At 71.5% G+C, this 12215-nt stretch carries 8 protein-coding genes, 1 other RNA gene and 6 pseudogenes; 2 read left to right on the plus strand and 13 right to left on the minus strand.

Translation table 11 applies throughout. The features are described 5' to 3' along the window. Positions 1 to 12 precede the first annotated feature (12 nt). The 13 genes and pseudogenes from AV541_RS05325 to rnpB form a co-directional block, all read right to left on the minus strand. Positions 13 to 810 (minus strand): UDP-N-acetylmuramate dehydrogenase, encoded by a 798-nt coding sequence (locus AV541_RS05325; RefSeq protein ID WP_060384423.1) that lies wholly within the window; start codon positions 808 to 810, stop codon positions 13 to 15. After that, positions 800 to 2139: pseudogene (murC, locus tag AV541_RS05330) on the minus strand (UDP-N-acetylmuramate--L-alanine ligase). The gene AV541_RS05325 and the pseudogene murC overlap by 11 nt, the downstream one beginning before the upstream one ends. After that, a pseudogene (locus AV541_RS13085) lies at positions 2136 to 3153 on the minus strand (UDP-N-acetylglucosamine--N-acetylmuramyl-(pentapeptide) pyrophosphoryl-undecaprenol N-acetylglucosamine transferase). Before AV541_RS13085 ends, murC begins: the two co-directional pseudogenes overlap by 4 nt. Further along, positions 3150 to 4210, minus strand: a pseudogene (locus AV541_RS05340) (FtsW/RodA/SpoVE family cell cycle protein). Before AV541_RS05340 ends, AV541_RS13085 begins: the two co-directional pseudogenes overlap by 4 nt. Beyond that, the gene (locus AV541_RS05345) at positions 4189 to 5442 is read right to left on the minus strand and encodes a Mur ligase family protein (RefSeq protein ID WP_060384424.1); all 1254 of its coding nucleotides are present in this window, start codon (positions 5440 to 5442) and stop codon (positions 4189 to 4191) included. Before AV541_RS05345 ends, AV541_RS05340 begins: the two are co-directional and overlap by 22 nt. After that, on the minus strand, positions 5439 to 6296 hold the full coding sequence (locus AV541_RS05350; protein ID WP_060384425.1) for a phospho-N-acetylmuramoyl-pentapeptide-transferase: 858 nt from the start codon (positions 6294 to 6296) through the stop codon (positions 5439 to 5441). The genes AV541_RS05345 and AV541_RS05350 overlap by 4 nt, the downstream gene beginning before the upstream one ends. Then, positions 6287 to 6985, minus strand: a complete 699-nt coding sequence (locus AV541_RS05355; protein WP_060384426.1) for a hypothetical protein — start codon at positions 6983 to 6985, stop codon at positions 6287 to 6289. Before AV541_RS05355 ends, AV541_RS05350 begins: the two co-directional genes overlap by 10 nt. Then, positions 6961 to 8276: pseudogene (locus AV541_RS05360) on the minus strand (UDP-N-acetylmuramoyl-tripeptide--D-alanyl-D-alanine ligase). Before AV541_RS05360 ends, AV541_RS05355 begins: the two are co-directional and overlap by 25 nt. Next, positions 8260 to 9578 (minus strand): annotated as a pseudogene (locus tag AV541_RS05365) (peptidoglycan D,D-transpeptidase FtsI family protein). The pseudogenes AV541_RS05360 and AV541_RS05365 overlap by 17 nt, the downstream one beginning before the upstream one ends. After that, the gene (locus AV541_RS05370; RefSeq protein WP_038035373.1) at positions 9575 to 9820 is read right to left on the minus strand and encodes a hypothetical protein; all 246 of its coding nucleotides are present in this window, start codon (positions 9818 to 9820) and stop codon (positions 9575 to 9577) included. Before AV541_RS05370 ends, AV541_RS05365 begins: the two are co-directional and overlap by 4 nt. After that, positions 9817 to 10674, minus strand: a complete 858-nt coding sequence (gene rsmH, locus AV541_RS05375) for a 16S rRNA (cytosine(1402)-N(4))-methyltransferase RsmH (RefSeq protein WP_060384427.1) — start codon at positions 10672 to 10674, stop codon at positions 9817 to 9819. Before rsmH ends, AV541_RS05370 begins: the two co-directional genes overlap by 4 nt. Then, positions 10671 to 11104 (minus strand): annotated as a pseudogene (gene mraZ / locus AV541_RS05380) (division/cell wall cluster transcriptional repressor MraZ). Before mraZ ends, rsmH begins: the two are co-directional and overlap by 4 nt. A gap of 189 nt (positions 11105 to 11293) precedes the next feature. Further along, positions 11294 to 11664: RNase P RNA component class A (gene rnpB, locus AV541_RS05385), an RNA gene on the minus strand. Between the two features lie 41 nt (positions 11665 to 11705). On the opposite strand from rnpB, the gene AV541_RS05390 reads away from it, so the two are divergent. Further along, positions 11706 to 11885, plus strand: a complete 180-nt coding sequence (locus AV541_RS05390; RefSeq protein ID WP_041444431.1) for a hypothetical protein — start codon at positions 11706 to 11708, stop codon at positions 11883 to 11885. An 85-nt stretch (positions 11886 to 11970) separates the two neighbouring features. After that, the gene (rpmE, locus tag AV541_RS05395; RefSeq protein WP_008632496.1) at positions 11971 to 12186 is read left to right on the plus strand and encodes a 50S ribosomal protein L31; all 216 of its coding nucleotides are present in this window, start codon (positions 11971 to 11973) and stop codon (positions 12184 to 12186) included. Positions 12187 to 12215: the final 29 nt, after the last annotated feature.

Consider the following 12215-nt stretch of genomic DNA (forward strand, 5'->3'; position numbering starts at 1 on the left):
CTTACCCCTCCTTTACGGCCACACCTCCCACTCCAGCTCCAAGGGAAGCTCCTCCTGTACCCGGCGGACGAGCTCCAGGACGTCCTTTGCCCGGGCCTGGCCCAGGTTGACGATGAAGTTGCCGTGCTCTAAGGAGATCATGGCGTCCCCCACCCGAAGCCCCTTGAGGCCGCGCTCGTCAATGAGCCGCCCCGCCGACTGGCCCGGGGGGTTCTTGAAGACGCACCCGGCGCTTTTCCGCTTGGGCTGGCCCTTGCGGGCCCGGTCCACCTCGGCCATGCGCCTCAGGATCTCCTCCTTGGGGCGCTCCTTCAGCTTGAGGCGCACCCGGGTGACGATGCCCCCGGGGGGGAGATGGCTTTTCCGGTAGCCGAAGCCGAGCTCCTCCGGACAGTAGACGTGGAAGGCGCCGTCGTGGAAGACCTCCACCGCCTCCAGGGCGTCGGCCATCTCCCCGAAGCGGGTGCCCGCGTTCATCTTCACCGCGCCGCCCACCTGGGCGGGGATGCCGAGGAGGCCCTCGAGGCCGGAAAGCCCCGCCCGGGCCGCCTCCTGGACGAGGAGGGGAAGGAGGGTCCCCGCCCCCACCCAGCCCTTCAGGTCGTAGGTCCGGAACTCGCCCGCAAGCCGGATGACCCGCTCCGGCACCCCCTCGTCCAGGACGAGGAGGTTGGAGCCGTTGCCCAGGACGCGGTAAGGGGCCTCGGTGGCCCGCTTAAGCTCCTCCCGGGTCTCCACGGTCCAGAGCTCCGCCGGCCCCCCTACCCCCAGGGTGGTGTAGTCCTTGAGCAGCACCCTTTCAACCCTCATGGACGAGCCTCCGCGCGAGAAGGGTCACGTCCCCAGCCCCCATGAAAAGGAGAAGGTCCTCGGGCCTTGCCGTGGCGCGGGCGTAGGCCAGGGCCTCTTCCTTGTCCATCCGGCGCGCGGGCCGGCCCAGGTCCTCAAGCCTCTTTGCGATGCGGTCGGAGAGGGCCTCGGGGCTTTCCCGGCCCCGCTCCCCTGCGGTGTAGACGGGCAGGACCACCACCTCGTGGGCTTCCTTGAGGGCCTGGGCGAAGGCCTCCCAGAGCTCCTGGGTGCGGAGGAGGCGGTGGGGCTGGAAGAAGACGCGGACCCGCCGCCCCGAGAGGAGGGCTGCCTCCAGGGTGGCCTGGACCTCGGTGGGGTGGTGGGCGTAGTCGTCCACCACCCAGGCCCCGCCCACCTCCCCCACCCGCTCAAACCGCCGCCCCACGCCGGGGAAGCGGGAAAGCCCCCGGGAGATGGCCTCCGGGGACGCCCCCAGGGCTAGGGCGGCGAGGGCGGCGGCGAGGGCGTTGTGGACGTTGTGCCTCCCCGGCACCCGCAGGTGGACCTCCCCCAGGGGGCCTTCCCGGTGGACGAGGCGGAAGGAGGCCCCGGAGGGACTTAGGTCCACCTTCTCCGCCCAAACCTCCCCCCGGGGCCGAAGAGCCTCCGGGGAAGCCCCTCGGTGAGGGCGAGGAGGCCTGGGTCCATTGCGGGGACCACCACGGTCTTTGCGCCCGAGAGGAAGCCCCGCATGGCCTCCTTTAGAGCCTCCAGGCTTTCGTGGTAGTTGGGGGCCCGCTCCCCGGGAGGGGCCACGTGGTCCGCCTCCAGGTTGGTGGCCACGGCGACGCTCACCCGGACCTCCCGGAAGAGGGGGTCCGACTCGTCCACCTCGGCCACCCGGGGCCCCCGGCCAGGGCGGGCGTTGCCGGGGAGGAGGGCGAGCTCCCCCCCCAGGAAGACCCAGGGGTCCAGGTTCGCCTCCAGGAGGATGGCCGCAAGCATCCCCGTGGTGGTGGTCTTGCCGTGGGTTCCGGTCACGCCCGCGGAGGGCCTTTGCGCGAGGAAGTGGGCGAGGAGCTCCATCCGGCGGAGGACCCTAAGGCCCCTCTTCCGGGCCTCCACCACCTCGGGGTGGTCCGGGGGCACGGGGGTAGGGACCACCAAGGTGTCCTCGTCGGCGAGGTGACCGGGGTCGTGCTCCGGGTGCACGGGAACCCCGAGCCGCCTTGCCCTAGGGCCTGGGGCGAGGTCGCACCCTGTCACCTCCACCCCTTCTGCCATGAGGAGCCGGGCGAGGGCGCTCATGCCCACGCCTTCAATGCCCATGATGTGCGCCTTTCTCATAGGAACGCCTCCAGAAGGTCGGCGAGGCGCGCCGCCGCCCCCTCGGGGGAGAGGCGGGCCATGGCCCTTTGGCGCGCCTCCAGATTCTCCAGGGCCTCGAGGATCTGGGAGGAAAGGCGGTCCCACGCCCCCAAAACCGCCCCCCCGCTTGGGCGTAGGCCCGGGCGTTGGCGAGCTGGGCTCCGCCGTCCAGCTTAGGGGAAAGGGGGAAGAGTATGGCTGGGAGGCCGTGGAAGGCCGCCTCCGCCAGCGTCCCCGCCCCGGCCCGGGAAAGGAGGAGGTCGGCGGCGCTCATGGCCAGGGGGGTGTCCACGAAGCCCGCCACCCGGTAGCCCTCCCCCTCGAGGGGCCGGAAGCGTTCCACCCACCTTTCCCCCACCTGGTGGAGCACCTGGACGGGAAGGCCCCTGAGGACCGGGGGGAGGCGCTCGTTGAGCTCCAGGCTGCCTTGGCTTCCCCCGAGGACAAGGAGAAGGGGCCTTTGGGGGTCAAAGCCGAGCCTGCGCTTGGCCTCGTCCTTGGGGTAGCGCACCTCCCGCACGGGGTAGCCCACCACCCGGGCCTTCCGCGCCAGGGGCGCAGGGAGGGCCAAGGGGACGGAAAGGGCCAGGCCTTTGGCCAGGGGGGCCAGGGCCCGGTTGGCGAGGCCCATGCGGGCGTTCTGCTCGTGGAGGAGGAGGGGGATGCCGAGGAGGCTCGCCGCCATCCCCCCGGGGAAGCCGGCGTACCCCCCGGTGCTGAGCACCGCCTTGGGCCTGAGGCGCCGGAGGAGGGCCTGGGCCCGGAGAACCCCTTGGAGCACCTTGGGGGCTTCCTGGGGCCTTAGGGCGCTCCGGTCCAGCTTCCCCGCGGGGATGAGGGCGTGGGGGATGGGGGTCTTGGGGAGGAGGCGGGCCTCGAGGCCCCCCTCCGCCCCCAGGTAGAAGACGGGGTGGCCCCGCCGCCTGAGCTCCTCCGCCACCGCCAGGGCGGGGAAGAGGTGCCCCCCGTGCCCCCGCCGGTCAGGAGGATCACCGGGCCACCCCCTTCCGCCTGGGCCTCTCCGCCGCCCCCCGGGCGAGCCGGGAGAGGAGGCCCACCGCGAAGCCGGAGACCAAGAGGCTGCTCCCCCCGTAGGACACCAGGGGCAGGGGCACCCCCGTCACCGGGAGGACCCCAGGGTGACCCCGATGTTGAGCGCCGCCTGGAGGGCGAGGTAGAGGCCGAGGCCGAGGGCGAGGAGGCGCTCCCCGCCCTTCAGGCTCAGGGCCACCGCCAGGCTCCTCAGCAGGATCAGGGTGTAAAGGAGGAAGACCACGGCCCCGCCGAGCCACCCGGTGGCGAAGACGACGCTAGCGAAGACCATGTCGTTGTGGGCCTCGGGCAGGTGGGGCAGGGTGGCCCCCGGCCCCTGGCCGAAGGGGCCGCCCAGGAGGAGGGCCTTCTTGGCCTGGACCACCTGGTAGGCCCCGCCCCCCGGCGCCGACTCGCCCTGGAGGTAGTCCATGAAGTTGGCGAAGCGCTCGGAGACGTAGCGGAACCGGGCGAGGTAGAGCCCCGAGAAGGGGAGGACCACCAGGGCCACCGCAAGGCCCATCCCCAGGAGCCTTGGCCAGGGGATGCCGGCGAGGACGAAGAGGAGGGCGGCCAGCCCGGCGAGGAAGGCAGCCGTGGCGAAGTCGGGTTCCACCAGGACGAGGCCCACCAGGGAGCCCACCGCCAGGACCGGCCCCAGGATGGGGTAGTCCTCCCCCCGCCGCTCCACGAAGGAGGAGAGGTAGAGGATCAGGGCCAGCTTGGCGAGCTCCGAGGGCTGGAGGGCCACGGGGCCCAGGTAGAACCAGCGGCGCACCCCCCCGGGCCCGTCCCCCAGGAGGAGGACCAGGACGAGGAGGAGGAGGACGCCCACCAAGATGTGGAGGGCATAGCGGAGGAGGAGGCGGGGGGGAAGGAGGTGGCCGAGGACCAAGGCTATTAGGGCAGCCCCCACCCGGAGGAGGTGGTCCTGGAGGAGGCCGGGCTCCGCCGTGCCCACGCCGATGAGGCCGAAGGCGAGGAGGAGGAGGGCGCTTAGGAGAAGGACGGGGTCCATGGCTCACCTCCCAGGGCGAAGACCGCTTCCCGGAAGGCCTGGGCGCGGTCCTTGTAGTCGCGGAACTGATCAAAGCTCGCCGCCAGGGGCGCGAGGAGGACGCTCCCGTGCTCCAGCCGGGAGAGGGCCTCCTCCACCGCTTTGCGCATGGCGGTGCGGCCGTCCTTCTCCGCGATGACCACCACCTCGGTCCTCCCCTCCAAGGCCCGGGCGAAGCGGGGGCCGTCCCGGCCGAGGGCCAGGGCTACCCGGACCCGGCGGAGGAGGGGGAGAAGGGGGGTGAGGTCGGCCCCCTTGTCCTCCCCGCCCAGGATCCAGGCGATGGGGGCGGGGGCGGCCTCGAGGGCGGCCCGCACCGCCTCGGTCCTCGTGGCGATGGAGTCGTCAATGAAGACCACCTCCCCCTTACGGGCGAAGGCCTGGAAGCGGTGGGGGGCCTCGGGGAGGGTCCTTAGGGCCTCGGCCACGGCTTCCGGGTCTAGAGGCCTTTCCAGAAGGTCCAGGTAGGCCCGGGTGGCCTCCAAGGCGGCCTGGAGGTTGGTCTCCCTGGGGGTGGGCCCCGGGGTGAAGGGGTAGGGGCGGGCGGGGCTCGCCTCCGCCGCCCGGCGCACCTTGGGGTCCAGGCGGTTGTAGACGAGGGCGTCCTCGGGGGTGAGGTTTTTGAGGAGGTTGAGCTTGGCGGCGTGGTAGGCCTCCACGGTGCCGTGCCGGTCCAGGTGGTCCACCCCGAGGTTCAAGAGGACGGCCACCCTGGGGCGGAAGGCGTGGATCCTTTCCAGCTGAAAGCTGGAAAGCTCCGCCACGGCCACCTCCGCCTCGTCCACCACGCTCACAAGGGGAGGGTCCACGTTTCCCCCTTCCCGGGCCTTAAGCCCGTGGGCGCGGAGGAGGTGGGCGGTGAAGAGGGTGGTGCTGGTCTTGCCTGCGGTTCCCGTGATCCCCACGATGGGGGTGGGGGAAAGGCGGTAGGCGAGCTCCGCCTCCCCGAGGACCTTGGCGCCCCGGGCGGCAAGCCTCCTCAGATGGGGGTGGTCCAGGGGCACCCCGGGGGCGGCCACCACCTCCTCGTAGGCCTCCTCCAGGTTCCAGTCCGGCCGGAAGCCCAAGGCCAAAGCCTCCTTCACCTCCTCCTCCCGGGGGCGGTCGTCGTAGAAGCGGGCGGGAAGCCCCCGTTTCCTCAGGAAGCGGAGGACGCCGAGCCCGCTCCGTCCCAGGCCGTAGACGAGCCTCATCGCCCACCTCCGAAGGCCAAGGCCACGGCCAAGGCGGTGACCACGGCGAAGCGGAAGACGATCTTGGCCTCGTCCCAGCCGAGGAGCTCAAAGTGGTGGTGGAGGGGGCTCATTCGGAGGAGGCGGCGCCCCGTGCGCCGGAAGTAGGCCACCTGGGCCACCACCGAGAGCACCTCCACCACGGGGACGATGGCGGCGAGGGGCAGAAGCCAGAGCTTCCCCGCAAGGACGAAGAGCCCCGCCACCATAGCCCCCAAGGCCTGGCTCCCCGTGTCCCCCATGAAGACCTTGGCCCGGGGGGCGTTGTGCCAGAGGAAGCCCAGCACCCCGCCCAGTAGGGCCTGGGCCAGGGGGTAGGGGTAGAAGGGCAGGAGGATCACGGCGGTCACCGAGGCGAGGAGGCCGTCCAGGCCGTCGGTGAAGTTGAAGGCGTTGGCCGCCCCCACCACGGCGAGGAGGATGAGGAGGACGTCCAGCCAGGGCCAGGGGGTGTAGTCCACAAGCCTCGAGGCCCAGAGGGCGAAGGCGAGGCCCATGACCCCCTGGGCGAGGAGCTTCTCCCGGGCCCTGAGGGGCCTCAGGCGGCTTCCCGCCAGGTCGTCCACCGCCCCGAGGAGGGCGAAGCCGAGGCCGAGGAGCCAAAGCCCCTTAAAGGCGTCCCCCCCGTGAAGCCCGTAGGCCAAGGCGGCGGCCAGGAGGAAGGCCACCCCGCCCATGCTGGGGGTGCCCGCTTTGGCCAGGTGGGCCTCAGGGCCCTCGGCGCGGACCCGTTTTCCCAAGCCCAGGCCAGGGGCGAGGGCGATCCAGAAGGCCGTAAGGATCCAGGCGAGAAGAAGGGCGGTGGCTAGAACCATGGCGCCTCCCCGCAGCGGAGCGTCCGTTCCCCGGGGCTCAGGTAGAGGGTGTTCTCCCAGGCGGCGAGGTCCTCCGCCGGGCCCAGGGGGGCGAGGCCCGTGGGGGTGAGGAGGTGGGCGAGCCCGCCCTCCGCGAGGAAGGCCACCCCGCACCGGGCGGCCTGGGCCTTAAGGGCGGGGGCGGGCAGGGCGAGGCGCCGCCCCGAGGGGAAGAAGTGGGCCTCCGTCCCCAGGGCCACCACCTCCCCCTCCCAGGCCACCACCTGGCGGAAGCTCCCGGAGAGGAGGAGGCGGCCTTCCAGGTGGAGCCCCTCCGCGTCCACCCAGTAGAGGCCCTCGGGGGTCTCCAGGGCGTCTTGGGCGGGGTAGGGGAGGAGGCCCCTTTGGGTCAGGACGCCGCCCTCGAGGCCCACGGCGAGGCCGGGCCGGGCCCTGAGGAACCGGGGCACCCCGGGGAGGTGCAGGCTCTGGACCTTCCCCGCCCGCACCTCGAGGAGCTGGTAGGGGTAGGCGGCGTAGAGGGCCTCGCTGTCCGCGTCCACGAGGAGGGGCGCCCCGGGGAGGATGGCCTGGAAGCGGCCCTCCACCACGCTTCCCCGGATGAACCCCCCGGGGTAGGGGAGGCTCGGCCCCTCGGGCAGGGGGGCGCAAGCGGCGAGGAGGACTAGGAGGAGAAGGGCGCGTCCCATAGCTCCACGATCCGCTCCAGGCCCACGGCCCTGGAGGCCTTGAGGTAGACGAGGTCCCCCGGGGCCACCCGGGCCTTGAGCCAGGCCAGGGCTTCCTCCAGGCTCTCCGCCGCCTCGCCGGAAAGGGCGGCTTGACGCCGGGCGTGGGGCCCCAGGTAAAGGGGGGAGAGGCCGAGCCTCGCCGCCTCCTCCGCCACCTCGAGGTGGAGGCGGAGGCTTTCCCGGCCAAGCTCCCGCATCTCCCCGAGCACGGCCCACTTCCGCCCCGGCTGGGCGGCGAGCCAGCGGAGGCCGGCCTTCACCGAAAGGGGGTTGGCGTTGTAGGCGTCGTTGACGAAGGTCACGCCGCCCACCTCCCGCATCTCCATGCGCCCCGGGGGGAGGGTGAGGCGGGAGAGCCTTTCCGCCACCTCTTCCAGGGAAAGGCCCAAGACCTCGGCCGCCGCCAGGGCCGCAAGCGCCCCGTAGGCGGGGCCAAGCCCGGGGTAGGGAACGCGCACGAGAAGCCTTCCGTAGCGGAAGCGGCTTTCCCGGAGGCCGAGCTCCAACTCCCGTCCCCGGAAGGTGCCCTCGGCGAACCCGTAGACGAGGAGGTCTTCCCTGAGGCCTAGGACGAGGGGGGCGGCCTGCTCCCCCACCAAGGCGGTGGGGGCCCGGAGGAGGTGGGCCTCTTCCTCTACTGCCTTTTTCAGGGTCCCGAAGGCCTCCAGGTGCTCCTCCCGAGGGCCGTGAGGACGGCGAGGTGGGGTTTTGCCAGGGCGAAGAGCTCCGCCATCTCCCCCTGGCGGTCCACGCCGAGCTCCACCACGGCCCCGGGGCTTTGGGGGTCCAGGTGCCAGAAGAAGCGGACGAGGGGCGGGGCGGTGTTGAGGTTCCCCGGGGGGGCGGGAAGGCCCAGGCCCTGGGCCAGGGCCTCCTTGGTGGTGGTCTTGCCCGAGCTTCCCCCCACGGCCAGGACCGGGCCCGGGAAGAGGCGGCGGAGGGCCTCGCCCAGGCGCAGGAGGGCCTGCCAGGGGTCCTCCACCTCCAGGGTGGCGGGGCCTGCCCGGTCGGCCAGGACCAGGCTTGCCCCCCGGGCCAGGGCCTTCGGGATGTAGTGCCGCCCGTGGGTGGTGCGCCCGGGGAGGGCGGCGAAGAGGCTTCCCGGCGTGGCGGCGCCGCTGTGCCAGACCAGGTCCCGCACCGGCCCTCCGCCCGGATGGAGCCGTCCCCCCACGGCCCGGGCCACCCACTCCGGCGTTAGTTCCCTAACATACGTCCCTTGCACAACATCCTCACCGCCCTTCAGCATAGGGGGGCAGGCCCGCCCAGGCCAAGAGCCCGGCGGCGATCTCCCGGAAGATGGGGGCGGCCACCTGGCTCCCGTTGATTTGGGTTTTGGGGTAGTGGACGGCGACTACCACGGTGAACCGGGGGCGGTCGGCGGGGACGAACCCGGCGAACCAAGCGGTGAACACCTCCTGGGAGTAGCGCCCGTTCACCACCACCTGGGCGGTGCCCGTCTTACCCCCGAGGCGGTAGCCCGGAAGGTGGGCTGTGGGCACGGCCACCCGGGCCAGGGCCTCCCGCAGGGCCTGGGCCGTGGCCGGGGAGAAGACGCGCCAGGAACGGCCCTCCGTTCCCTTGAGGAGGACGGGGGTCCGGTAGACCCCGTCCACCAGGGCCCCGTAGGCGGCGGCCAGGTGCAGGGGGGTGATGAGGAAGCCCTGGCCGAAGGTGTGGTTGGCGTAGGCCACCCGGCTCCACTTCTCGGGGGGTTGGAAGAGGGGGGCCGCCACCCGGATGCCCGGCAGGAGGTCGGCGCGGGTGAGGCCCAGGGCCTCCATGTAGGCGAAGAAGGTTTCCTTGGGGAGGCGTTCGGCGAGGAGGCTGATGCCCACGTTGGAGGAGTAGCGGAGCACCTCCTCCAGGGTCAGGACGGGAGGATGGGGGACGATGTCCCGTATGGTCCAGCCTTCAAGCTCCCTCCGCATGGGGGCCTCCACCCGGGTGGCGAGGGTGGCGGCGCCCTCCTCCAGGAGCATGGCGGCGGTGAGGGTCTTGGCCGTGGACCCCGGTTCCAAGGGGACGAGGAAGGCGTGGTTGCGCCAGGAGATGTCCTCCGCGGGGCTTTTCCTCGGGGCGTCGGGGTCAAAGGGGGGCCGTTGGCCACGGCGAGGAGGCGCCCCTCTGCGTCCATGACCACGGCGCTCCCGTAGTCCGCGCGGCTCTCCTTTAGCCCGCGCCAAAGGGCCCTTTCCGCCAGGGCCTGAACGAAGGGCTCTAGGGTCAGGGTGTAGGACCGCCCCTCGCTCAAGGAAGCGTTGAGGTCCCGCTCCAGCCCCTCCAGGCCCCGGCCCGAGGCCCGCTCCCCGAAGCCCAGGAGTTGGCTTGCGCTTCGCCCCAAGGGGTGGAGCCGTTTTCCCTCCAGGGTGAGGGCGAGGGGGGTGCCGTCGGCGGCGTAAAGCCCCCCTCGAGGCGGCGGGGGCGGGGGGGGCGCGGGCTGGATCCTCGGGGGGTGGAGGGCCAGGGTGTAGACCCCGAGGGCGAGGAGGGCCACGTAGGCGAGGAAGCCGAGCACCACGAGGTGGACCCGCTCCCGGCCTGCGGTCACCGGGACCACCTCCCCAGGCTCATGGGGACGAACCCTTCCTCCTCCGCCCAGGCCAGGAGGCGCTCGGGGCGGAGGAGGCGCCACTTCTCCATGACAAGGGCCGCCTTTTGCGCTTCCAGGGCCTGAAGCTCACGCGCCAGCCTGGCGTTGGCCTCCTTTTCCACCTGGTTCCGGTGCCCTAGGGCGAAGACCAGGAGGAGCACCGCCCAATAGATGAGCCCGAGCCTGAGCGCCGCCTTCACGGAGCCTCCTTTTCCGCCGCACGGAGCTTGGCGCTCCTGGCCCTGGGGTTTTGGGCCGCCTCCTTTTCCGAGGGGACGAGGGGCTTTTTGGTGAGGACCTTTAGGCCGCTTTCCCGCAGGAAGCGCTTGACCACGCGGTCCTCCAGGGAGTGGAAGGCGATGACCACGAGCCGCCCCCCTGGGGCCAGGACCTCGGCGGCCTGCTCCAGGAACTCCTTGAGGGCGTTGAGCTCGTCGTTGACGTAGATCCTGAGGGCCTGGAAGGTCTTGCGGGCTGGGTGGCCCGCCCTGCGGAAGCCCACGGCCTTGCGGACGATCTCCGCAAGCTGGGTGGTGGTCTCTATGGGGGCCTTCTCCCGGGCGGCCACGATGGCCCGGGCGATCCGGTAGGCCTGAGGTTCCTCCCCGAGCTCCCGCAATAGGCGGGCGAGGGCCTCCAGGGGGAGCCGGTTCACCACCTCCTTGGCCGTGGGGCCCTCGAGGCCCATGCGCATGTCCAAAGGCCCTTCCTTCTGGTAGCTGAAGCCCCGGCTTGGGTCGTCCAGGTGGAAGCTGGAGACCCCGAGGTCCGCCAGGATCCCGTCCACCCGCTCCACGCCGAGGGCAGCGAGGTGGCACTTTAGGTGGCGGAAGTTGCCCTGCACCACCGTGAGACCGGGAAGGTGGAGGCTTTTAGCCCGGGCCACGGCCTCGGGGTCCTGGTCCAGCCCGATGACCCGGCCTCCTCGCTCCAGAATGCCCCGGGCGTGCCCTGCCCCGCCCAGGGTAGCATCCACGTACACCCCCCCGGGCCGGACGGCGAGGAGGTCTAGGGCTTCTCGGTAGAGGACGGGAACGTGGGTCATGGGCTTCATCCCACCAGTCCCTTCAAGGCCTCCGGGGCCGGCGGTTTGGCCAGCACCTCCTCAATGGCCTTCCACCAGCGCTCCTGGCTCCAGATCTCCAGCCTCCCCGGGGCCCCGGCGATGACCACCTCCCCCCCCTCCTTGAGCCCGGCGAAGAGGCGGAGGGGCGGGGGATGAGGACCCGGGAGGCGCTGTCTATGCGGGTCTTGTGCGCCCCTGAGTAAAAGAAGCGCACAAAGGCCCGGGCCTCGGCGTCGGTGAGCGGCAGGTTGACCAGCTGCTCCTCAATCTTCTTCCACCGGTCCAGGGGGAAGACGTAGAGGCACCCCTCCATCCCCCGGGTGAGCACCAGCCCGTCCTCCACGAAGTCGCGGAAGGGCGCGGGGATGACCACCCGCCCCTTGTCGTCCAGGCTGTACTGGTACTCGCCGAAGGGCATCTTCCACCTGGTCCCACCTTCCGGGCCTCGGGTCCGGGGCGGAGGAGGGCCTCCGGGGACCGTGGGGCTGGAAGGTTTTCTGACGCGAAGTATAGCATGGAGGCCCCACAGTTTTCCACTCTCTCCCACCCTCCTCCCACCTCTGTCCCACCCCGGGGCAAAAAAAACAGGCGCCCGAACGCTCGGGCGCCTCCGGGACGAGGCGTAAGCCGGGTTCTGTTTTCCGCGGTCATCTCTCTGGGACCGGTGTCGCCACCGGCCTCAAGCGGCCCATCCCAGGGGTTCTGGCGGGCCGGGCAAGCCCTTCCCCTCTACCGGGCCTTGCACCGGGTGGGGTTTGCCGTGCCCCGGCCTGTTGCCAGGCCAGGCGGTGGGCTCTTACCCCACCGTTTCACCCTTGCCCGCACCGGGGGAAACCCCCGGCCGCTGGCGGTCTCTTCTCTGTGGCACTTTCCGTCGGGTTACCCCGCCCAGGCGTTACCTGGCACCCTGCCCTATGGTGCCCGGACTTTCCTCACCCGAGGGGTTCGGCCCTCGGGCGCGACCGCGCCCTCGTCCCGGGCTACTTTATTTTAGCAAGCGCGTGTGTTAGGGTAAAGGGGTGCGAAGGCTTCCCGCTTGGTCGTGGCCATTTCTCCTGGCGTTTTTCGCCCTGGTGGGCCTGGGGCTACTGGCGGTGCTCTGGGCGGTGGGGGCTTTGGCGCTTCTGGGCCTCGGGGCGCTTTCCCTCCTTAGGGGCGTCTGGCCCAGGCGGCGCTGGCGGAGGCTTCCCCCGGGGTGAGGAGGCCTTGCCCTTAGGGGTTCACCCCCTGTACACTAAAAGGTGGCTTGCGCACGGCCAAGACCGTGCGAAGAAGGAGGCGAACGTGAAGGAAGGCATCCATCCTAAGCTGGTTCCCGCCCGCATCATCTGCGGTTGCGGCAACGTCATTGAGACCTACTCCACCAAGCCCGAGATCTACGTGGAGGTCTGCTCCAAGTGCCACCCCTTCTACACGGGGCAGCAGCGCTTCGTGGACACTGAGGGGCGGGTGGAGCGGTTCCAGCGGCGCTACGGCGACTCTTACCGCAAGGGGCGCTAGGCCCTCTGGTCTAGGGCGGGGGATGGCCC

Source organism: Thermus parvatiensis (assembly GCF_001535545.1).
In the GTDB taxonomy this organism is placed as follows: domain Bacteria; phylum Deinococcota; class Deinococci; order Deinococcales; family Thermaceae; genus Thermus; species Thermus parvatiensis.

Excerpts from the sequence above, each read along its gene's own strand:
- AV541_RS05325 (WP_060384423.1), bottom strand. The coding sequence starts at position 810 with ATGAGGGTTGAAAGGGTGCTGCTCAAGGACTACACCACCCTGGGGGTA.
- AV541_RS05345 (WP_060384424.1), bottom strand. The coding sequence starts at position 5,442 with ATGAGGCTCGTCTACGGCCTGGGACGGAGCGGGCTCGGCGTCCTCCGC.
- AV541_RS05350 (WP_060384425.1), bottom strand. The coding sequence starts at position 6,296 with ATGGTTCTAGCCACCGCCCTTCTTCTCGCCTGGATCCTTACGGCCTTC.
- AV541_RS05355 (WP_060384426.1), bottom strand. The coding sequence starts at position 6,985 with ATGGGACGCGCCCTTCTCCTCCTAGTCCTCCTCGCCGCTTGCGCCCCC.
- rsmH (WP_060384427.1), bottom strand. The coding sequence starts at position 10,674 with ATGAAGCCCATGACCCACGTTCCCGTCCTCTACCGAGAAGCCCTAGAC.